This is a genomic window from Mariniflexile litorale, from assembly GCF_031128465.2.
Classification (GTDB): domain Bacteria; phylum Bacteroidota; class Bacteroidia; order Flavobacteriales; family Flavobacteriaceae; genus Mariniflexile; species Mariniflexile litorale.
This window is the reverse complement of the sequence record NZ_CP155618.1, coordinates 3,599,681-3,622,080: the sequence shown is the minus strand read 5'-3', so window position 1 is coordinate 3,622,080 and position 22,400 is coordinate 3,599,681. Positions and strand designations below refer to the sequence as shown.

Below are 22,400 nucleotides of genomic sequence, written 5' to 3'. Positions count from 1 at the left end.
TGACTTCATAAAAAAGACCTCACAAGTTTTAAAAACCTGTGAGGTCTATCTTAATTTAAAAACCTTTATATGATTTTAGGTTGCATACCTAGCAGGTTTTGGAAACCTTGCAGGATTAAAAATTATATTTTAATAATAGCACTTAGGCTATTATGTAGTTTGTAGCTTTTTGGTGTGAAAAGCTACCAAACCTTCAATAGGTCTGCGTTCGAAATTACCAACTGTAAAGCCCATTTCATCTGCCACTTCTTTAATTTCTTTTTGGGCAAAGAACGCAATAGAACCTGCAAAATGCACAGGAACGGTTTTAATAACCTCGGTATATTGCATGATGTAATTTTTTACAAACACCCGAATTCCTTTTTTAATAAGCTCTACAATGTATTCAGAATCTTTGTTTAAAAAGATGAACTCAGCAAAGTTTGCTAAATACGCGTTAGGGTTTGGTTGCTTGTATATATTGTATTTAATATAATCGGCTTCCATATTGTATTTACTACCAAATGCCACTTTGATAGCTTCTGGCATCAGGTTGAAATAATAATCTCTAATTAATTCTTTTCCGTAATAATTTCCTGAGGCATCATCCATCAAAATATAGCCTAACGATTGTACACGTTGATGTAGCACGCTGCCATCAAAATAACTGCAATTAGAACCTGTTCCTAAAATACAAACTACAGCGGCTTCGGTATCGTGTGAGATGGTACCATAAACCGCAGCCATGGTATCTTCTTCAACTTTTACAATAGCATTTAAAAAGACTTCTTTTAAAACACTATAGACTATATCTTTAGCACGATCTGTTCCACAGCCCGCTCCATAAAAAAAGACGTGAGTCACTTCTTTTCTATGCGCTTTTAGGTCGGGATTTTTCTTAATTATCTTTTTTATTTTGTCCGCTTTTAAAATCTCGGGATTGAGACCTTTGGTGCGTAACTTTTCTAGAAGTTTTTTCCCATTATTATCTACCGCAATCCAGTCGCTTTTTGTAGAACCACTATCAACAATTAAAATCATGTGCTTTTAAATAAAAAACTCCACAGACTCTTGTATTTAATTTACAATAAATCTGTGGAGTCATTAATAATTTATGTTCTTTACTTATATTTTACTAATATATTGTGCAAGATCAACTAATTTAGTTGAGTATCCAAATTCATTATCGTACCAAGATACTAATTTAAAGAAATTATCATTTAAAGCAATACTCGCATCGGCATCAAAGATACTTGTCATAGATTCTGAAACAAAATCTTGAGATACAACCGCTTCTTCAGTATATCCTAAAACACCTTTTAAATCTCCTGATTCAGACGCTTTTTTCAATACAGCTTTCACTTCTGCCCATGTTGCAGATTTTTCAGTTCTAACTGTTAAATCTACTACAGAAACATCTGGAGTTGGAACTCTAAAAGCCATACCAGTTAATTTTCCGTTTAATTCTGGAATTACTTTACCTACTGCTTTTGCAGCACCTGTAGATGAAGGGATGATGTTTGCTAAAGCACTACGACCACCTCTCCAGTCTTTTCTTGAAGGACCATCAACAGTTAATTGAGTTGCAGTAGTTGCGTGAACCGTTGTCATTAAACCTTCAATAATTCCGAAGTTATCATTAATAACTTTAGCTAAAGGCGCTAAACAGTTAGTTGTACAAGATGCATTAGAAACAATCGTATCTGCAGCTGTTATTTTTTTATTATTCACACCCATTACAAACATTGGCGCATCTGCCGATGGTGCAGAAATTGCTACTTTTTTAGCACCTGCCGTAATGTGCTTTTGAGCACCTTCTAAAGTTGTGAAGATACCAGTACAATCTAAAACTACTTCTGCTCCAACAGCATCCCATTTTAAATCTTCTGGGTTACGTTCTGCAGTAATTCTTATTTCATTTCCGTTTACTACTAAATTACCGTTTTTTACTTCTACAGTACCGTTAAAACGACCATGTACTGAATCATACTTTAATAAGTAAGCTAAATGCTCTACATCCAATAAATCGTTAATACCAACTATTTCAATTTCTGGTCTGCTTGCAGCTACTCTAAAAGCAATTCTACCTATTCTACCAAATCCGTTAATTCCTAATTTTAATTTTGACATAATCTTGTTTATAAATGTTAAGTGCTCATAATGTCTGAGACACGCAGTAATTCTAAATTTATTTTTGTTTTTCCTTTAATGGCTTTTTCTAACGGAGTTAACTCCATTTTACCATTAAGTAAACCAACCATATAAGTTGATTTTCCTTCCAATAAAGACTCAACAGCTTTTACACCCATTCTACTTGCTAAAACACGATCGAAACACGATGGAGCTCCACCACGTTGCATGTGCCCAAGAACAGATACACGTACATCGTAGCCCTCTAAGTTTTCATCAACAAAATCTTTTAACTCAAAAATGTTTTTTCCAATTTTATCTCCTTCAGCAACAATGACGATACTTGATGTTTTTCCCGATTTTCTACTTCTATTTAAAGATTCTACCAAGCGATCTAAACCTAAATCTTCTTCAGGTATTAATATTTCTTCGGCTCCACCAGCAATACCAGCATTTAAAGCTATATGTCCTACATCGCGCCCCATAACCTCTACAAAAAACAATCTGTTATGTGAACTGGCTGTATCTCTAATTTTATCAATAGCATCTACAACCGTATTTAAAGCGGTATCGAAGCCTAAAGTATTTGTGGTTCCTACAATATCATTATCAATAGTACCTGGAATGCCTATAACTGGAAAACCAAATTCTTGGTTAAACACCATAGCACCTGTAAAAGTTCCATCCCCTCCTATTGCTACCAATCCATCAATTTCAGCCTCAATTAATTTATTATATGCTTGTTGTCTGCCTTCTTTTGTACGGAATTCTTTGGAGCGTGCTGATTTTAAGAATGTACCTCCTTTATTTATGATGCCTTTTACGCTTCTAGCATCCATTTTTTGGAAATCGCCCTCGATCAAACCTTCATAGCCACGATAAACACCAAAGCATTCAATCTCATGGTAAGCACATGTTCTAACGACAGCACGAATAGCTGCATTCATTCCTGGAGAATCACCTCCCGATGTTAAAACAGCAATTTTTTTTATTGTTTTTGACATTAAATTTAAATTTTCAAAGGTAAAATTACTAAACAAAAACCATATATCGCTAGCATTTATTCTATTTTATGAAACATATTAAACTATAACGTTTTAGTTAACGAAAAATAAATAGTTTAGAATTAAAAACATATCTGATTTCGTATCATATTGTGAAAATTATTTCTGTGAAGTAGGCTTTAATTTTATAAATTCCGGAAGGATATTAGTTTCTTTTTCTGCTTCTGTTTCAATAGTAATTTCTTCTTCTTTTTTAGCGCTTTTAAAAAAGTTTTGAAGCAATTCTTTAAAGGTGTCAAAATCTACACTATACGAAAGTCCCACACCTTGTGTATAACCTACTTTTTCTCCAAAATTACGAATACTGTTTTCTCTATTAAATACGTTGGCCGTTAAAGTTCCTTCATCGTTCAACAAAAAGTTTATTTCTACGTCGCCTGCTATAACGGTTTCTGATGCACCAGCACCACCTACTGGCACACCTACTTTTCCATTAATAATTACGCGATCGCTAATTTGGGTTTGTAAGGTAACCCCAAAACGATCATCGGTTTGGTAATCTGGCCTGTTTTGGCCTGCTTCATAATTTAACCCAATATTAAGTTTACTATCTCCTGTAGTGAATATTCCGTTAATAATACCATTGAGTCGTTCTGCAATAGTACCAGAAAAATTAAGCTCGCTTAACCCTCTAGAGAAAGAGCCTGTAGATAATAAATATAAGGCTTGGTTTTGTTTATCGTTGTCGGATTCTAGCCTGTATTGCAATTCAGATTTTACGGTAGAACTTACGGTAGGAAACTTAAAATCGTATATGGGATTGGGGCGTTCCAAATCGCCTGTTAGGCTAATATTCAATTCTACTGGAATACTTCTATTAATTGGATTATCTAATAATGGAGATGGGTTGGCTTGTGTTTTATAAATAGCAAGCATATCTATTTGTGCTTTTAGTGGGTCGCCCTCCCAAGCAATCGTACCACCAGGTTGTACTGAAAATTCTTTTTGAATAAGACCACCATATGCAAAATTATAAACCCCTTCGAATACCGAGAAATCTCCCCACATATTAAATTTACCATTGGTATTTATCTCTACTAATAAACCTCCCCGACCACGTCCTTTTAATGAATGTCCAGAGTTTTTATCTATGATAATTTCAACTTCGGCATCTTCGGTAAGATCTAAATCAAAATCTAATTCAAGTCCTTTTATTTCATCAAAAACAACATCTTTTCCCAACCTTCTGGCTTCCTTTTCTTCTTTTGTTATAAAATGTATATAGGTGTTATCACCAAAAGATTCGGTATCACTTAACGGAATTTTAAAGAAAGTACCCGGTTTTGTTTCTCCTACAACGCTTATTACCAACTGGTCTGTGGGACCTGAAATACTGGCCCTACCTCCTATAAAACCTGTACCATAATACAAAACGTCTTCGGCGGCTTTAGTGTCTAAAACCAATAATTTTGACGTACTTAAATTTAAATCTAAATGCCATTTTGAAAAATTCACGTGGCTTAATGAACCATTTACCTGACCTTTAGATTTATGCTTTGTATCGGTTAGCTGAACCTTATTAAAAATAAAACTTTGGTTTTTAAGGGTAACCGAAGAGTTGTTGGCAAACTGATAATCGACATTAAGATACGGCACCCCCATACCCGCCTTATCTAAAATAAGGTCTCCATTAATATTTGGCTTTTTTAGATTACCTACTACATTTACTTTTCCTGTGGCAAGTCCTCTTATATTAGATAATACATTACTTAAAAAAGGGTTTAGAGGTTTTAAATTAAAAGCGTCGAATTCTACATTTACATTAATGTTTGATTGTTTTCCGCTTACATTAATATCTCCTATAGCCCTAAATGTTTTATTCACTTCGTCTTTTATGGTAACATCAACATTATAATTAGTTAAGTTTTGATTGCCTTTAATATGGGCATCAAAAGATCCAAAATCGACATCATTAACTTTAAGGTTATCTATAACTATATTTGAATTTGGCAAATAATTGCCATTTTTTTGTAGTATATCTAACTTACCATTAACGTTTCCTGCTAACTTTAAATTATCTATTTCTGGAACGATTTTAATAAGATCAACATTTTTAAAATCGAGTTTTAAATCCTTTTGTGTGGAATCTTTTATAAAGCCTGACAGTTTAATTTCTTCCTTTCCGTGGTTAATTACAAAATTATCGATATTGAATTTTGTAAATGTGTTGTTGAAAGAAATTTTATTAAAACTGTCTTTCCTTTCATTAATATACCACATATTATCTTTTATAGTGATGTCCGATTTTTTAAACCCTATAACCGATTCTTTTTCTTTATTAATAGTATGATAGAAACTTAAGTTATAAATATCCGTATTACGTTTACCGCCTGTAAACTCCGAACGCATAAATAGCGTGTCGTTTACGGTAACATTAATTAAACTGAATTTAGAAACATTATAATACTTTGTCTTTAAACTATCTACTTCTACGTAAGTATTAAAAAGAGGATTACTATTATCTACTTGTAATTCGATATTATTGGCGAAATAATCTAGTAATTTAATTTGGGGTGATTTGAACGTGAGTTTAAATTGTCTTTGATCGTTCTCAACTCTCCCTTTTATATAAGTGTTTTTTCCCAACTCAATTTCTGGGTAAAATACTTCTACTATTTTATTGTAAATTTTAAAATTGAAATCAATACTTTGATTGGTTTTTATTTTGTGCGGAATGTAATTGGTGTAAATATATCCTAAAGAATTTTCAAAAAGCTTTTTAATGTCATTAACAATAAAACGCCCTTTAAGTTCACCTTCTATGATATCGGGCGATTTGATTTCTATAAGACGAATATCATCTTCAAATCTAGAAGTTAAATCAAATTTATCAAAATAATATGTGTCGTTTTGATTTTTATAAACCGTGTTTTTAAAAGAAATTTTTCCGTAGGCATCATCAAGACTACTACTATTCATATTCATTTTAACATTACTACTAAAATGAGATAAGCTATCTTTCTTTATAAAGTTAAGAGTCTTTAAATTGGCATAATCAACATGCGCTTCAAAATCATATTTCTTTACTTTTTCAGAAAAATCCACAAGTCCTAAAAAGTTTAATCTTAAATTTTTATCGTTTGCAATTAAATTCCCGTCAAAAATTTTATTCCTAACATTTCCTATTACTTTTATTCCTGTGTAATTATACTTATTGAATTCTAATTCATATACATCACCTTTAACTTGGGTATTTAAGTTTTTTGCAGTAAAACCATAACCTTTAACATCAAAATTTAATGAAGTTTTCCCAAAAAGGGGATCGTTTAAAAAGGTTCCAATATCGAAACTTTCAAAGGCTACCTTACCGCTGTAGGATGCATTATCAATATCATTTATTTTTGAGATTTGTAAATTGGAGTCTACATAACCTAATTCGGTATCAATTTGAATATTTGCATGAACTGTTGAAGCCGTTACCTGCGAATTTCCTACAATAGTGAATTTTCCTAATTTATCAAATGATGATGGAATGGAAGCCCCTAAAATATTGGGCAACATTGCTTTTAAATCTTTATAATTAGAAGATAAATTTCGGAAATTTCCATTCATGTAAAAATTTCCTTCTTCCTTGTTAAACAGATTTTTAAAAATAATATCACCATCAACTTCTGTATTACTGTTGGCATTTAACTTTAAGTTGATGGTTTGTAAATTATTTAAAGTTCCATACAAATCAACACTTAATTCAACCGATTGATTTTGCCCAAACTCGTTATAAAACACATTAATTTCATCTAAAAAAATATTAGAATCCTTAAAGCTGGCGGTCACCAAAACCTTATCGGTAAAATATTGTAAATCTTCTCTATCGTAAGAGAAATTTAAATCGCCTTTTAAAACCGAATGTTGTGTTTTAGCATTTAGATTAGCAAAGGTCATACCTGTAAGTGTATAGGCAAAATCGGTCATCATGTTTTTCATAACCAAACCTCTGCTATCGTTAAAAGCCAGTGTATTTATTCTAGCACTCACATCACTTCCATTAATTAAAAAATTAGTGGCATTAATATTTAGCTTAGTAAACTCTAATAATTGTGTGGTTTCTCTGTTTTCATCGAGTAATCTAAAAATACCATTATAAATAGATACATCACTAGACGATAATAAAAATGTGCTCGCCGTTTTTCTTGGATTATCGTCTTCAAATTTATGAACAAAAACATCTAAATTGGTTTCTACTTCCCCTTTATACGTTTTAATATTAAAAACCAAATCTTCCACATCAATATCTCCAAAAGTCAATTTACCATTAATTAAATTGCTTATACTTATAATGGATGTATTTAATTCGGCTATATTTATAAGAGTATCTTGCTTATAATCTTCAATATAAATATTTTTAAGCTCGACATCACCATTTAACTGCAAGCTCACTTTATTAATATTTATATTGGTTTTAAACTCATCGTTAAGGCGCTTTGTTGCATATTTACCTAAACGGGTTTGAACAGCAGGAATAGAAAACACTAACACCAAAATGATGAAAAGCAGCAACAATATGGCTGCTATTTTATATGCTATTTTGAATGCTTTTTTGATACTTTTTAAAGTTATGGATTTATTAAGAATGCATTACCTTTGCAATTACGAATAAAAGTACTGCATTAGACTTTAATTCTGTTTCAAAATTAACAATTATTATGCCTAAATTTAAGTAATGCCTTCACAAAATATTTATATTCTAGGAATTGAGTCTTCTTGCGATGATACAGCCGCTTCTGTTATACACAATGGACGTATTTTAAGCAACATTGTTGCGAACCAAAAAATACATGAAGAATATGGTGGTGTGGTACCCGAATTAGCTTCCAGAGCACACCAACAAAACATTGTGCCCGTGGTTTCGCAAGCCTTAAAAAAAGCCAATATAACCAAAGAACAATTGCATGCCATTGCCTTTACAAGAGGTCCCGGACTTATGGGGTCGTTATTGGTTGGAACCTCGTTCGCTAAATCGTTAGCTTATGGATTGGATATTCCGCTTATTGATGTAAACCACATGCAGGGGCATATTTTAGCACATTTTATTGATGAAGATGGGTTTAACAAACCACCTTTTCCGTTTTTAGCCATGACCATTTCTGGCGGGCATACCCAAATTGTTAAAGTTGATAGTTATTTTGATATGACCGTTATTGGTGAAACTATTGACGATGCTGTTGGTGAAGCCTTTGATAAAAGTGGGAAAATTCTTGGTTTAGGTTATCCCGCAGGACCAGAAATTGATAAACGTGCCAAATTAGGAAACCCGAAAGCTTTTAAATTTACAAAACCAAAAGTAGCTGGATTGAATTTTAGCTTTTCTGGGTTAAAAACAGCTATTCTTTATTTTATTCAGAATCAAACCAAAGCGAATCCTAAATTTATTGAAGAAAACTTAAATGATGTTTGTGCTTCCATTCAATATACCATCATTGGGATTTTAATTGATAAATTGAAACTTGCTTCCAAACAAACGGGTATTAAACACATTGCTATTGGTGGTGGCGTTTCGGCAAATTCTGGTATTCGTCTAGCCTTAAAAGATGGCGAGCAAAAATTTGGATGGACAACCTACATACCAAAATTTGAATTTACTACCGATAATGCGGCTATGATTGCCATTGTTGGGTATTTAAAATATTTAGATGGTGATTTCTCAGAACAAAATGTGTCAGCTTCCGCTAGGTTAAAGATTTAATATTTAGCAGGATATAAATTGCAACTTTTATACATTTTAATCTATTTCGAATAAATCACAAAAAGTAAATAAGTTGTAAACAATCCATTCTTAAAAACTTATAATGGCTTCTTAAAAGGACTTTAAAGAATAAGTTTAAATTTGAAACTGAATTTAAACCCCAAACCATGATAAAAAAATTACTTTTTGCAGCAATCATTAGTATTTCTGCTTTTCTAAATGCCCAAAGTTCAACCGAAAAAGAATTAGAATTTATTGAAACACCCGAGCAGATTAATGAATATCTCGCATTAAAAAAATCAAAAGAAAATAAATTGATTACTTTTAATGAAGAAAAGCACAAAACCATATTTGCTAAAGAACTTTTTGAGCTTTCTAAAGGAAGTATTAAAACCGTAAGATCCAACTTCAATAAAACAATTTATAAAGTTGTTGAAAAAACGAAAAAAACCTATTACAGAGTGGCTTATGTTTATTTGGATGGTACAAAATACAGTATAAACGAATTAAATACTTTAAGAACTAAAATAATTAAAGACTACAAAAATGGAGAGTCTTTCGATTATTTAGCAAAGCGCTATTCTATGGATAAAAACGGTAATAAAGGTGGCGATATAGGCTGGTTTACACAAGGTGATATGCATCCTGGATTTGAAAACAAAATTATATATGGCAATCATAATTTGAATGATATATTCACTATAGATGTTCCTGACAAAAACTGGTATTATGTGATATTAAAAACCCATGAACCAAAAGATATTTCAGAAATTAAAGTACTAAAAATTGTAGAAGCACTCGATTAATGCAACTTTTTTATAATCCAGATATCACCGAAAGCACCACGCAATTTTCTTTTGAAAGAGAAGAAAGCAAGCATATTGTAAAAGTACTTCGGAAAAGTACGGGAGACGTATTACACATTACGAATGGCAACGGTTGGTTATTTACAGCCGAAGTTGCCATTCCTAATATTAACAAATGTGTTGTAACCATCATTTCAAAAACAGAACAACCCAAACGTCATTATAATTTGCATCTTGCGGTAGCACCTACCAAAATGAACGATCGCTACGAGTGGTTTTTAGAAAAAGCGACTGAAATTGGCATTGATAGCATCACCCCTATTATTTGCGATCACAGCGAACGTAAAATAATAAAACTTGAGCGTTTTGAGAAAATTTTGCAATCGGCGATGAAACAATCGCTGAGTTGTTATATGCCAAGACTTAATGAAGCCATTAGTTTTAAAGATTTTATAAAACAAGATTTTAGTGACGCTTTATTTATAGCGCATTGTGAAGAAACCGATAGAAAATCGTTAAAACAACAACTGAATCCGAAACAAAACATCACCATTTTAATTGGTCCGGAAGGCGATTTTAGCACCAAAGAAATTGAATTGGCTCTTAAAAACAAGTTTATTCCCGTAACTTTGGGTGAAACCAGACTGCGTACTGAAACGGCTGCGATTGTAGCGTGTCATTCGGTAGCATTTACAAATGAAGTATGATGAAAAAAGCCGTTTTACTTTTAACTTTCAACTTGATACTTTTTACACTTTCGGCTCAAGAAATAGCCTTGGTTAAATACAAAGGTGGTGGTGATTGGTACGCCAATCCAACAGCTTTACGTAATTTAATCACTTTCTGTAACAACAATATAGCCACTAAAATAAACCCAAAACCTCAAGATGTGGAAGTTGGTAGTACAGATATTTTTCAGTTTCCTTTCTTACATATGACAGGTCACGGCTATGTATTTTTTAGCGACACCGATGCTGAAAACTTACGTAATTATTTAATTTCTGGTGGATTTTTACACATTGATGATAATTACGGGATGCAACCTTATATTACTAAAGAACTTAAAAAAGTGTTTCCAGATAAGGAATTGGTAGAATTGCCTTCAAACCACGATATTTTTAATATTGTTTATAAGTTCCCGAACGGATTACCTAAAATTCATGAACATGATGGCAAACGCCCACAAGCTTTTGGTATTTATTTTGAAGATCGCCTCGTGTTATTATTTACTTTTGAAAGTGACTTAGGTGATGGGTGGGAAGACCCCGAAGTACACAACGACCCTGCTGATGTTAGAGAAAAAGCATTGAAAATGGGCGCTAATATTGTTAAATATGCATTTGAGCATTGAAAGCAATTAGCAATTAGCAATTAGCAATTAGCAAAAATTTAACTTTACGATTAAACGCATCAACAACTAAACAACTAAGCACCCTTGCAACTCACCCACTACACCACCCATTTTAAAAAACGCAGCTTTCCCATTATATTAGTATGTGATAACGTGACGAATGCGCCAAATATTGGGAGTTTATTTCGAATGGCAGATGCTTTTGGGGTTAAAAAACTACTACTTTGTGGTGACCATATTTCTATAGGACGAAAAGTCTCTAAAACATCACGAGCAACCGAAAAAGTGGTCGATTTTGAAATTTGTGAATCGGCAATAAAAGTGGTGGAAGATTTAAAAGCACAGAACTATCAAATTATATCGTTGGAAATAACCTCTTCCAGTAAACCCATTCATACCCTACAATTTTCCGTAGAAAAACCCATCGTTTTAGTAATTGGTGATGAAAATTTTGGAGTTTCAGAAGCTATTTTAAATAATTCGGATGTTGTGGTGCATATTGATATGTTCGGACAAAACAGTAGCATGAATGTGGTGCAAGCCACAAACATTGCACTCTATGAAATTACCAAACAGCTTTTGTGATTTTTGTCAGTTTAAGAGCAGTCGAAACCTCTTCAATTTATTGAACATATAGGTGGGATGATAACAAAGTCCATTTCAAATCGTTTTTCCCAACTATTTTACCAACACCTTCTTTTCAAAACTACTTTTTGGTGCTTCACAAAGGGAACATTCATATGTATCTGGAAGACTTTCAAAGGTGGTATTTGGTGCAATATTTTGAGTGATATCTCCATACACTTCATTATAAATAGTTAGGCAATCTTTACATTGATACACATTTTCTTCTGAGTTTTCTTTTTTCACCTGTTTTACAATCGTTTCTTCTCGCTCGGTTCCTAATTGCTCAAAATACAACTGACTCAATTCCATTAACAACCCAGGCAATTCCACTTTATCTACATCTTGTACATGCATGATGTAATCGCGCGTATTTGGGTCGAAATTTTTAGCGTATAATAAATTGTAAGTATCTCGAATTACAAAACCACTTAACGCTTCGGGTTGTTTGTTCTTTTCAATCACCACCGAGGTGAAATAATAAGCGCTACTCGCATAATTGGTCAACCCAAAGGTCAAACCATAAGTACTAATATCATTCTGGTCGAAATTAGTCACCAAGTACTTTTTCAAACTCAATGCCTCGGTATCATTCACTGGCAAATGCCAATTTAACTCAAGCATGGAGTGGCGCACATTAATACCAAATTTACCCAAGAATTTCTCCCATTGCAATTTTGATTGTAACGGAATCCCCTTCACTATAAAGGATTTCCAAGGCGTAATGGATATTTTTCCAATTTTATTTTCGGCACACAACTCGCACATGGCTTTTAAAAACGACACATCGTAGCGGTTATTACGCCAATACAACCCCAACCAATACTTGTCCCCTATGCGGTTCATACCTTCATAATAAGGAAAGGGGTAAAAAGGGACTTCCAAAGGTTTATCTACGGTTCTGTTATTGGTATCTATGGCATCACTCACCAAATCAAAAATCATTTCAACCGTTTCTGGTTCTTCCTGCAACATATTTTCAATAGCCAACTCCACTTTATCTAAATCCCAGCTATAGATAAGTGCTGGGTACATCACTGTTTTTTTCCAATCGGGAAGCCGGATATACAGATACCAATAGTCTTCATGTTCAGAAGCTATAAAATTAATATGGCCTGTAAATAAAGGCACTAAACGTTGTTTCGGGTCCGTAATATTAACACGTAATTTTAATTCGTGTTTAAATTGTTCTAAAATATATAAATACCGGTCGCCCGTAAGCCACGAGGTACTAGGGAAAATATCAGATGACACATAGGACGACACCATGTTTTCACTCCTATTATTATTTGAAACCACCATTTGAAGCTTATCGAAAGTCTTTAATTTTTCAATAGCTACAGGTTCGGGGAATATAATATCCTGTCTTGAACCAAAGGAAATACTATCCAAACCCAAACTTTCGGCGGCTTCACAAATGTATTTTAACTCTCCCGGAGATAATACACCGCCATTTATTAGCAATCTACACGATTCTTTCATTTTACTTTTTTTATACCTACACGGTTTTGGAAACTTTGCAGGAAACTAAATTATTAAGCCAATACCTTGGTGTTATTTAGAATTTCCTTTACCTCTGTTTTACAACTACCACAGCCCAAACCTGCACCTGTTTTATTACACAGTTCTGTAAAATTGGTACAGCCACCTTGTATAGCTTCTTCAATATTTCCTGCACCCACTTGACTGCAGGAACAGACTAATTTTCCAATAACGGGCACATCGTTTGACGAACCTCGTAATAAGGTATTTCGTTTATCAGACATTTCAATCTTGCTCTCAATCATGGTTTTAAATTCCGCAAACTCATTTTTGTCACCCATTAAAACAGCCCCAATCAACAAATCGTCTTTAACAATACACTTTTTATAATAGCGTTTGGAGATGTCTGTGAAAATAATTTCTTCATAAGAATCGTCGTTTTCCGGGACATTAATCTCCCCAATACTACACAAATTCAGGTCGTTGAATTTTAAAATATTCATCAACACCGAACCGTTATAAGCACAACTAATATCGCCGGCAATAAAGTTGGCTAAGATACCTGCTTGTTCTTCCGCAGCCGAGGTAATTCCGAATAACTGATTGTTAAATTCAGCAATTTCTCCAATAGCAAAAATATCGGGGTTTGAAGACTGTAAATGCTGATTCACCTTCACCCCACGACTGCAAACAATACCGTTTTCTCTGGCAATTTCTATATTAGGAATGGTGCCAATAGCATACACAATGGCATTGGCAGTTATAAATTTACCACTCTTAAGGGTAATGTTTAATTCGCCCGTATCTTCATCATCAAACACCGTGCTTACTTCATTATCAAAGTAAATTTGAATGCCACGCTCTTGCACATCTAAAGCCAATAATTTACTAGAAATCTTGTCTAACTGACGTTCCATAAGTCGTGAAGCACGTTGAATAATCGTGATTTTTACGTTTTTATGCTTCATGGCTGCTGCCAACTCCAAGCCCAACAAGCCACCACCTACAATAACAATGTGCTGTTCTTCTGGCGGCAAACCTGTAGCTTCTAAATAGGCTTTAAAGGTGTCGGCATCATTTTTATTACGCATGGTAAAACGCCCTGGCAAATCTATTTGTACGTCTTTAGGAATAAAAGAACGGCTTCCCGTTGCTAAAATAAGCTTATTAAAGCTGTGTTGCACGCCATTTGTATCGGTAACAATTTTGGCATTCGAATCAATCTTGGTAATAGACGTTTCAGGATACAGTTTAATATTTAATTTCTTTAATTCCTTTTGTTTTATTTTAAGAAGTTGTTCCCATGATAATTCTTCGGTAACATACTCTGGCAGTAATACGCGGTTATAGAATAAATGCGGTTCTTTTGAAAATACGTGAATTTCATCAACCTCATTCGATTCTCTATAATTTTGAACAAATCGAAATGCTGCAGCGCCTGCTCCCACAATAATTATTTTTTCGACTGGTTTTTTATATTTTGAAACCGATACCCGGGTAAATTTAAAATCAGGTTCTTTAGAAACAGGATCTACATGTGTGTTGGTTAAATTATTGGCTCTATTTAAATCGCTTTGCAACTGTTTTCCCCAATGCATGGGTAAAAACACACAGCCTTTTACAATGTTCTCGGTAACTTTGGCGCGCACGCGAACCACACCATTTTCACTTTTAATTTCGGTAATATCGCCATCTTTTAGTTTGTTCAAAAAAGCATCCACCGGGTTTATTTCCAAAACAGGGGTTGGATAATGCGTTTTTAAACGCGACACTTTACCGGTTTTAGTCATGGTATGCCATTGGTCGCGCACTCTACCTGTTGTTAAAACCAACGGATAGTCTTCATTGGGCAATAACGAGGTATTTACAATACTTTTCGCCACATTAAAAATCGCTTTTTGCGAGGGCGTATAGAATTTTTTATCTTCAAAAAGTCGGGGTGTCCCTACATGCCTATACTCTGGTACAGGCCATTGGAAGGTGCCTTCATTCTTTAATCGATCGTAATTTAAAAAGGAAACATCCATTTTTGTACCCTTCGTCATGGAAGCATACTCATCATATATTTCTTCGGCACTGTTGAAGTTAAAACCTCGGAAACCCATGCGCTGTGCAAAATCACAGAAAATTTCTACATCGGGTCTCGCCTCTCCTGGTGCGTTAATTTCTTTTGGTAAATAGGAAATACGACGCTCAGAGTTCGTCATCGTCCCTTCTTTTTCCAACCAGCCAGCAGCAGGAAGCACCAAATCGGCAAAAGCCACGGTATCCGATTTATGAGAAATCTCTTGAACCACCACAAACTTCGCATTTTTCATAGCCCGTTCAATGCGGTTCGTATTGGGTAAACTCACCAATGGGTTGGTACAGGCAATCCAAATAGCTTTTAGTTTTCCAGACTCTAAAGCATCAAACATTTCGGTGGCTGTTAACCCTGGTTTGGGTGAAATACTATCAACGCCCCAAAACTGAGCCACCTCCCGCCGATGTTCTTCATTCTGTAAATCTTTATGAACCGCCAAAAGATTTGCCATCCCGCCTACTTCACGTCCGCCCATCGCATTCGGCTGTCCCGTTAACGAAAACGGCCCCGAACCCGGTTTTCCAACTTGTCCTGTAATTAAAGATAAATTTAATAAAGCGGTGTTTTTATCGGTGCCCACCACACTTTGGTTAAGTCCCATCGCCCACATACTTATAAACCCTTTCGATAAGCCAATCATATCGGCTGCTTTTCGAATATCAGTTTCTGGAACCCCACATATTCTGGACGCTTCTTTAAGCGAGGTTCCAAAAATCTGTTCTTTATAATCTGTAAATCCTTCGGTATGGTTTTTTATAAAATCTTCATCAATTAAACCGCGTTTATACAAGCATCTCGCAATGGCGTTGTATAAAATCACATCGGTTCCTGGTATTAACTGCAGGTGTAAATCGGCAAAATTAGCCGAATCCGTTTTTCGTGGATCCACCACAATAATTTGAACCTCGGGGTTTTTCTCCTTGTGTTGTTCAATACGTCTAAAAAGAATCGGGTGGCACCACGCAGGGTTGGCCCCGGTAATTAAAAAGCAATCCGCCAACTCAATATCTTCATACGAAATAGGCACACTATCTTCTCCAAAGGTTTTCTTATACCCTACTACTGCCGAACTCATACATAAACGCGAATTCGTATCAATATTATTCGTTCCTAAAAAGCCTTTAGTAAGTTTGTTGGCAATGTAATATTCTTCGGTTAAACTTTGTCCAGACACATAAAAAGCCACACTATTTGGACCATGTTTTTTAATAATCGATTTAAAAACACGCGCCGCACGGTCTAAAGCATCGTCCCAACTCACACGCTCACGGGGGTGCGAACGGCTCCAACGCATTTCAGGATATAAAATTCTATCGGAAGTATCATTAACTACGTAATGTAAGTTCATGCCTTTAGAACAAAGCATGCCGTGGTTTACAGGATGGTCTTTATCCCCTTCCACAAAAACCTGATTGTTCGTGTCTGTTTTAACAACAATACCACAACCAACCCCACAATACGAACACGTTGTTTTTACTTCCTTCTTAAACATTTACACCTGCGTTTTAATACGAATTAAGGCAATTTACCAACACCAAACAAGCGCTGTATGTATTATTACAAATACGGTAAAATGCTTGTTTTATTTCTTAAAATATATAAATAATAGACACATAAACTGTTTATGCAGTAATCAAATCGTTCGTAGGTTTTTGTAAATCCATTTCTGCAACTTCCTCATCGCTAGTCGAAAAACGAATGGCAAGTGCTAATACTCCTGTAATCACCACTACAAAACCAATAATAAAATAACCACTAGCAACGGCACTAGATGCTGCGGCAGATTGTGCCGATTTCACAAACGCTTCCCCCAAACCTTCGTTGGCTGCAATGGCAGCTTTCTCGGCTACGGCCGATTTCGATTTCAATAACATAGCCGCTAAAAAAGCCCCTACATTACCACCTGCTCCTACAATACCCGAAACAGAACCAATCGCTTTTTTATTTATAAATGGTACCACTGAAAACGTAGCGCCTTCTGCCATTTGAACCGTTAAACTAAATAATATTAAAAGACCAATACCTAACACGATACTGGTGGTGGTAGAAAATGTAACCAACATAATCCCTTCTAAAGATAAAATAGCCGCAAGAAACAACACACGACCGCGTAAGCCTCTCAGTTTCCCAAATTTATCACCAAAATAACCTCCCAACGTACGGGCAAAAATATTCATTAAGGCGAAAGACAATACAATGTTACCAGCCGTTACTCGTTCTAGTTGAAAGGTGTTTTGAAGGTAATCATCCATCGTACCATATACCGTCAATTCAATACCAAAACATGCAGCATATATTATAAAAAGAATCCACGTTCTGTAATCTTTAATCACGGTTAAAAACCCAACCTGATCTTTTTTAGTGGTTACTTCCTCACCCGAAGCTCTTAAATCTTTAAAATTACCTTCTGGCGTATCTTGTGTAAAAAAGTAATACACCAAGCCCATTAAAAAACAAATGCCACCCGCTATAACCATAGAATACCTCCAAGCATCACCATCAGAAACGCCCAAACTCACCACCAATGCAGCAATTAATGGCATCCCCAAACGGTTCGCACCACCACCTAAATTACCCCATCCGGCAGACGTCGCATTCGCCGTACCCACTATATTAGAAGCAAACATTAACGAGGTATGCACTTGGGTAATAACAAAAGATGCCCCAATAAAACCTATAAACAATCTACAAACTAAAAATTGAAGCGGCGTTTGCACCAAACCCGATGCAATAACAGGAATGGAACCTAAAATTAATAACCAGGTATAACACAAACGCGGACCGTATTTATCGCATAATTTACCAATAAGTAAACGGGCAAACACTGTTCCAGTAACTGCTAAAATAATGGAGTTCCATTTTTGTGTGGGTGTTAAACCTAAATCTTTCACCACATCGGGCATAAAGGGCACAATACCAAACCATGCGAAGAAACACATAAAGAATGATATCGATGTAATCCAGAATGTACGAGTTGGAACCGATTTAAGATTAAATAAATTTAATTTTGTAGCCTTAAGTGATGCTGTCGTTTTCATAATAAGTATATTTATACGTACAAAACTAAGTATTTATACTTAATTAAAAATACAAAATACGTATTATATGATAATTAATATGAAGTTGTTAATTTTAGAAGATGGTTTTTGAGGAATTGATAAAAAAGGGATTGATATGGTTTGGAAATTGATGGAATGGGTAGATTAAGGTAAAAATATTTATAAGTAAAATAATTTTAAATAGGTTTTTTCTGTCGGAATTTTATATATTTATTGGCTAGGAAATTATAGATTATTATGGTTATATATTTATTGTATTCAATTAAAAGTAAAATCTAATAATGGAAACATATATTACAAAAGATCAATTTAAATGGATAGGTGAAAACTTAATTAAATTCATTATTGATAAAGATTTCCATTCAAGAATAGATTTAGATAATTTAACTCTACGCATTTACAGACATAAAAGCCTATTAAACTATGATGACATTCTAGAAAAGTATAGCATTGATGAATCTTCTACTGCTATATGCTTCATTAAGCATGTAATTTTATGCGATTATTCGTTAAAAAATTTTAAAAATAGAAATAGAATAAACACACAGTTTGTTTGGCGTTTAATCTTTGATTCTTTAACTTTTTTTAAAAAAAACAATCCTTACGCTGGAATTGGTTCTCAAGGTTTTTTATCAATAGAATTATATCGATTTGAAATAGATGATAATAGAAAAATATTAAGACTTCATATTTGGGATGATTCATTTAGTAACGATTTTGAAGAAAATGATTTCAGAAAATACAAAATCCATTCGCATCTATATAGTGTACAAAGTCATGTACTTGTTGGCAATATTTTAAACAATAGGTATGAGGTTACAGATTCCGAAACGGAATCTGAAAACAGTCTTTATTCCATTAATTGGAAATCGAATAAAGATGAAAATGGTACAATTAAAAGAGAATCTAAATTAGAAGTTGATAAAAGTAATATTCGGATAAAGAAAATATCTAGTGAAAAAATCACTACATGTCAAGGTTATTCTGTCTCAATAGACGAATATCACAGTTCTGAATCTATTACTCCACTTTCAGCAACTTTATTTTTATTTAATTCAAATGAAGGCTTAAATGATTTATCTAAAGTTGTTGGCCCAAAAAATGATTCAGAACCTGGGTTCAAATATGAAAAAACTAACTTTTTCCCTTGCCTCTATAACATAGATCGTGAAGTCAAAAAATATTACAACAAACAAATACTTCTTGCTCTAGATTGGTCAAGAAAAATACATACTTTGGAACATGCTCACAGAATAGAGTCAAGACATTTAAATAATTTCTCTAAAGTTCTTTCTTGGTCTATAGTTGCTTTACCAGCAATAATTTCTGGAACAGCATTCTATCTAAAACAGTTACCTGAAAAACAAGAGGATATTATATTTTGGGTAGCTATTTTAGCCGCCTTAAGTACTTTATTAGGAACTATTAACAAAGTAGTAAAACCAAGTGACTTAAGTGAGAAACATAGGTTAAATTCAGAAAAACTCGAACACTTAAGACATAAATTAGAGCAGCACATTGTATTTAACAATGATGAAAGATTAGAAATTATGCTTGATAAAATAAGAAATGAGTGGAAAGAGCTAACATTACATAACGTAAGGGAGTATAACTTCAAAAAAGCCTCTGAAAAAATTCGTAAAATGAAAAAATATCCAGAAAACTTAGGATTCATTGAATGATAGAAAAAATCAAAAAACTTATAGCTCAGCTTTACGAAGTGTTCCATGAAGCATATCAAAATTGCTGTGCGAAGTCTCCTGACTTCGTACCCACAAAGCTGAGACACAAGTAACAGCAACCAAAACAAATTAATAAACACAAAAACCAAGTCAATTTGCTTGGTTTTTGTATTTTATAAGAGGTGGCAATGAATAATTTCACTAAATATACTGAATAGGGAGCCCAATAAAGTTACAACGACTTATAGGAATGGGTTCGAAGTCGGGAGACTTCGAACAGCATTAAGCAGACGTCCGCATTTAGAGATGAAGCAATCTGATTTAGAATAAAGGTGTCATGATTTAGAATAAAGGTATCCTGATTTAGAATACAAGCATCCTGATTTAGAATTGACCCACCCAGCTTTACGAAATGATCCTTGAAGAATATCACAATTGCTGTGCGAAGTCTCCCGACTTCGTACTCACAAAGCTGAGACACAAACAACAGCAACCATAACAAATTAATAAACACAAAAACCGAGACCATTTGCTTGGTTTTTGTGTTTTATAAGAGGTGGCAATGAATAATTTCACAAATATATTGAATATAGAGCTAGACAAAGTTATAACGTGGAATCGGTACGAAGTCGGGAGACTTCGTACCGCATACAGCATACACTATAGTATCTAGTAAAGTACCCCCTACTAAATCTCAAATGCCTTCAAATATAAATTTGGCTTTTAAATCAATACATTAAAAGCCAAATTAAATTTCATAATAAACAGCATCAATTTTCCTCTTCAGGTTTTATAAATTCAGACTGATATTTTTCTAAAAATTGTTTCTGTCTGGAAATCATTTGTTGTGTTATTTTGTCAAGATCCATAAAGTCTTGACCAAAATCACTTCCAAAAAAATCATCATTAAAAAAACGCTTACTAAAAAGAGAGTCTTTAGAAAACACATCTTCAAAGCCTTGGTTTTCAAACCGTGAAAAATTGGTAAAAAATCTGGATTTAAAAGATTGCATCACGCTATCTCTATCTGAAAATGACAAATGATTTAAATCATCATGAGAAGACCATGAATAAATACTATCGTATCTAATTAAATTCCCATGTTCATCAAATTCTTTATCCACCTTCCATGTGCCTTGTGGTGGTGCTTCTATGCTTTGTTCATTTGTTTTTGCCTCTGCTTTATTACTGTCCTTTTTTTGTCCGTTACAACTAACGCTTAATAAAGCTGCAGATAATAATAAAATATATGTTTTCATGATTTTAAATTTTAAGTTTAACATCATATCCCCTGTGTTACCTATTAGGTTTTAAACAAACCACCGGTTTCAATCAATTTTATTAACTTGTTTTGGTGAAATGCTTCTAACTTCCTATCGCCATTTTGGTACCAAACACATTCCAAATAAGTATCATTATCAATCGTTCCAAAAATGGAATCCTTTTTTGAAACATACTTAAGCACCTCCATTTTGGGAGCAGAAGTATGACCTTTTATTTTTACCCACTCTCCTGGTTTAAACTTTCTTGGCATAACCATATCATAATAATAGTTTATAATATAATTGTTAAGAAAAGGCTGAAAAATCAGCCTCTTCTTTAAATCCTTAGTTTAAAATGTAATGATGCACTTATGAAATTTTAATGCTTCGTGCAGGTTTTTGTTTAGCCTCTTCTTTTTTAGGTAAAAGAATGCTTAAAATACCATCGTTGTAGCTCGCATTAATGTTTTCATCATTCACACTCTCCGGTAAGGTAAAAGTTCTTTTAAACGAAGCATAACCAAACTCTCTACGCGTGTAGTTGGCTTCTTTGTGTTCTTGCTCTTCCTTAGTTTCAGTGGAAATGGATAATAATTGATTGTCTAGGTCAATATGGAAATCTGATTTTTTAAGACCCGGAACTGCCATATCTACTATAAAAGCATCGGCTGTTTCCTTTATATTTACTTTGGGTAGTGTAATACCTGTATTGAAGTTTGAAGTAAATACGGAAGGTAGATCTCTGTTAAAAATATCATCCAACCAGTTTGACAACGTAGGGAAGTTTACATTTGAATTAGTGTTCGCTAAACCTCCATTTTTAGGAACATTTACTAAATTGCTCATAATAATAAAATTTTAAATTAAACATTATTTCAAATTTGAAATCACTTTTTTATTTGATTTCAATGATACTATTTCAAAATAAATACCAAAATGAATAAAATGCGTTTTTATGAAAATTTGACTTAAAAAGAGCATTTTTGTGTCTTTTTTCAAGAATAATTGTCATTTTTTTATCAAAATGAGTGTCAAATTGACATTTTATGTTTTAATGAATATGGGGTTATAGAAAGTTGTAACTCTATATTGAAAGAGGTACGAAGTCAGGAGACTTCGTACAGCGGAGACTTCGAACAGCGGATTAGTATCAGTTTTTGATTCTGCATCATGAGATGGCTTCGTTTCTCGCCAT

At 33.9% G+C, this 22,400-nt stretch carries 16 protein-coding genes; 6 read left to right on the top strand and 10 right to left on the bottom strand.

Translation table 11 applies throughout. From position 1 onward, the window contains the following. Positions 1-150 precede the first annotated feature (150 nt). The 4 genes from QLS71_RS15115 to QLS71_RS15100 form a co-directional block, all read right to left on the bottom strand. Positions 151-1,020 (bottom strand): BadF/BadG/BcrA/BcrD ATPase family protein, encoded by an 870-nt coding sequence (locus QLS71_RS15115; protein WP_308993738.1) that lies wholly within the window; start codon positions 1,018-1,020, stop codon positions 151-153. Positions 1,021-1,104: 84 nt separating this feature from the next. After that, positions 1,105-2,109 carry a type I glyceraldehyde-3-phosphate dehydrogenase gene (gene gap / locus QLS71_RS15110; RefSeq protein ID WP_308993739.1) on the bottom strand — a complete coding sequence of 335 codons (1,005 nt, stop codon included), beginning with the start codon at positions 2,107-2,109 and terminating at the stop codon, positions 1,105-1,107. Positions 2,110-2,126: 17 nt separating this feature from the next. Beyond that, positions 2,127-3,113, bottom strand: a complete 987-nt coding sequence (gene pfkA, locus QLS71_RS15105) for a 6-phosphofructokinase (protein WP_308993740.1) — start codon at positions 3,111-3,113, stop codon at positions 2,127-2,129. 159 nt (positions 3,114-3,272) lie between these two features. Continuing rightward, entirely contained in the window at positions 3,273-7,673 is a 4,401-nt protein-coding gene (locus QLS71_RS15100; RefSeq protein WP_308993741.1) for a translocation/assembly module TamB domain-containing protein, read from the bottom strand. Positions 7,674-7,833: 160 nt separating this feature from the next. Between QLS71_RS15100 and tsaD the strand changes: the two genes are divergently transcribed. The 5 genes from tsaD (at position 7,834) to QLS71_RS15075 (ending at position 11,598) form a co-directional block, all read left to right on the top strand. Next, positions 7,834-8,856, top strand: a complete 1,023-nt coding sequence (gene tsaD / locus QLS71_RS15095) for a tRNA (adenosine(37)-N6)-threonylcarbamoyltransferase complex transferase subunit TsaD (RefSeq protein ID WP_308993742.1) — start codon at positions 7,834-7,836, stop codon at positions 8,854-8,856. 167 nt (positions 8,857-9,023) lie between these two features. After that, positions 9,024-9,662: a peptidylprolyl isomerase gene (locus QLS71_RS15090; protein ID WP_308993743.1), complete on the top strand. Its 639-nt coding sequence runs from the start codon at positions 9,024-9,026 to the stop codon at positions 9,660-9,662. Then, on the top strand, positions 9,662-10,369 hold the full coding sequence (locus QLS71_RS15085) for a 16S rRNA (uracil(1498)-N(3))-methyltransferase (protein WP_308993744.1): 708 nt from the start codon (positions 9,662-9,664) through the stop codon (positions 10,367-10,369). The genes QLS71_RS15090 and QLS71_RS15085 overlap by 1 nt, the downstream gene beginning before the upstream one ends. Continuing rightward, the gene (locus tag QLS71_RS15080) at positions 10,369-11,013 is read left to right on the top strand and encodes a DUF4159 domain-containing protein (RefSeq protein WP_308993802.1); all 645 of its coding nucleotides are present in this window, start codon (positions 10,369-10,371) and stop codon (positions 11,011-11,013) included. The genes QLS71_RS15085 and QLS71_RS15080 overlap by 1 nt, the downstream gene beginning before the upstream one ends. An 84-nt stretch (positions 11,014-11,097) precedes the next feature. After that, entirely contained in the window at positions 11,098-11,598 is a 501-nt protein-coding gene (locus QLS71_RS15075; RefSeq protein WP_308993745.1) for a TrmH family RNA methyltransferase, read from the top strand. Between the two features lie 93 nt (positions 11,599-11,691). Here the strand turns inward: QLS71_RS15075 and QLS71_RS15070 are convergent, their stop codons facing one another. From QLS71_RS15070 to QLS71_RS15060, 3 genes are all read right to left on the bottom strand, one after another. Beyond that, a complete protein-coding gene (locus QLS71_RS15070; RefSeq protein WP_308993746.1) occupies positions 11,692-13,119 on the bottom strand; it encodes a rubredoxin domain-containing protein in 1,428 nt (475 codons plus the stop codon). 53 nt (positions 13,120-13,172) lie between these two features. After that, entirely contained in the window at positions 13,173-16,694 is a 3,522-nt protein-coding gene (locus tag QLS71_RS15065; protein ID WP_308993747.1) for a molybdopterin-dependent oxidoreductase, read from the bottom strand. 130 nt (positions 16,695-16,824) lie between these two features. Further along, positions 16,825-18,240 (bottom strand): MFS transporter, encoded by a 1,416-nt coding sequence (locus tag QLS71_RS15060; protein ID WP_308993748.1) that lies wholly within the window; start codon positions 18,238-18,240, stop codon positions 16,825-16,827. A gap of 302 nt (positions 18,241-18,542) precedes the next feature. Between QLS71_RS15060 and QLS71_RS15055 the strand changes: the two genes are divergently transcribed. Then, entirely contained in the window at positions 18,543-19,943 is a 1,401-nt protein-coding gene (locus tag QLS71_RS15055; protein ID WP_308993749.1) for an SLATT domain-containing protein, read from the top strand. 770 nt (positions 19,944-20,713) lie between these two features. Here the strand turns inward: QLS71_RS15055 and QLS71_RS15050 are convergent. The 3 genes from QLS71_RS15050 to QLS71_RS15040 all read right to left on the bottom strand — a co-directional run bounded on the left by QLS71_RS15050 (position 20,714) and on the right by QLS71_RS15040 (position 22,051). Further along, positions 20,714-21,202: a hypothetical protein gene (locus tag QLS71_RS15050; protein ID WP_308993750.1), complete on the bottom strand. Its 489-nt coding sequence runs from the start codon at positions 21,200-21,202 to the stop codon at positions 20,714-20,716. A gap of 44 nt (positions 21,203-21,246) precedes the next feature. Further along, positions 21,247-21,477, bottom strand: coding sequence for a hypothetical protein (locus QLS71_RS15045; RefSeq protein ID WP_308993751.1), 231 nt, complete (start codon positions 21,475-21,477; stop codon positions 21,247-21,249). Positions 21,478-21,574: 97 nt separating this feature from the next. Next, a complete protein-coding gene (locus QLS71_RS15040) occupies positions 21,575-22,051 on the bottom strand; it encodes an Hsp20/alpha crystallin family protein (RefSeq protein WP_308993752.1) in 477 nt (158 codons plus the stop codon). Positions 22,052-22,400: the final 349 nt, after the last annotated feature.

Bases quoted from the DNA above. Each gene is read 5' to 3' on its own strand.
- QLS71_RS15115 (WP_308993738.1), bottom strand. From the start codon at position 1,020: ATGATTTTAATTGTTGATAGTGGTTCTACAAAAAGCGACTGGATTGCG.
- gap (WP_308993739.1), bottom strand. From the start codon at position 2,109: ATGTCAAAATTAAAATTAGGAATTAACGGATTTGGTAGAATAGGTAGA.
- pfkA (WP_308993740.1), bottom strand. From the start codon at position 3,113: ATGTCAAAAACAATAAAAAAAATTGCTGTTTTAACATCGGGAGGTGAT.
- tsaD (WP_308993742.1), top strand. From the start codon at position 7,834: ATGCCTTCACAAAATATTTATATTCTAGGAATTGAGTCTTCTTGCGAT.
- QLS71_RS15090 (WP_308993743.1), top strand. From the start codon at position 9,024: ATGATAAAAAAATTACTTTTTGCAGCAATCATTAGTATTTCTGCTTTT.
- QLS71_RS15085 (WP_308993744.1), top strand. From the start codon at position 9,662: ATGCAACTTTTTTATAATCCAGATATCACCGAAAGCACCACGCAATTT.
- QLS71_RS15080 (WP_308993802.1), top strand. From the start codon at position 10,369: ATGAAAAAAGCCGTTTTACTTTTAACTTTCAACTTGATACTTTTTACA.
- QLS71_RS15070 (WP_308993746.1), bottom strand. From the start codon at position 13,119: ATGAAAGAATCGTGTAGATTGCTAATAAATGGCGGTGTATTATCTCCG.
- QLS71_RS15065 (WP_308993747.1), bottom strand. From the start codon at position 16,694: ATGTTTAAGAAGGAAGTAAAAACAACGTGTTCGTATTGTGGGGTTGGT.
- QLS71_RS15060 (WP_308993748.1), bottom strand. From the start codon at position 18,240: ATGAAAACGACAGCATCACTTAAGGCTACAAAATTAAATTTATTTAAT.
- QLS71_RS15055 (WP_308993749.1), top strand. From the start codon at position 18,543: ATGGAAACATATATTACAAAAGATCAATTTAAATGGATAGGTGAAAAC.
- QLS71_RS15050 (WP_308993750.1), bottom strand. From the start codon at position 21,202: ATGAAAACATATATTTTATTATTATCTGCAGCTTTATTAAGCGTTAGT.
- QLS71_RS15045 (WP_308993751.1), bottom strand. From the start codon at position 21,477: ATGCCAAGAAAGTTTAAACCAGGAGAGTGGGTAAAAATAAAAGGTCAT.
- QLS71_RS15040 (WP_308993752.1), bottom strand. From the start codon at position 22,051: ATGAGCAATTTAGTAAATGTTCCTAAAAATGGAGGTTTAGCGAACACT.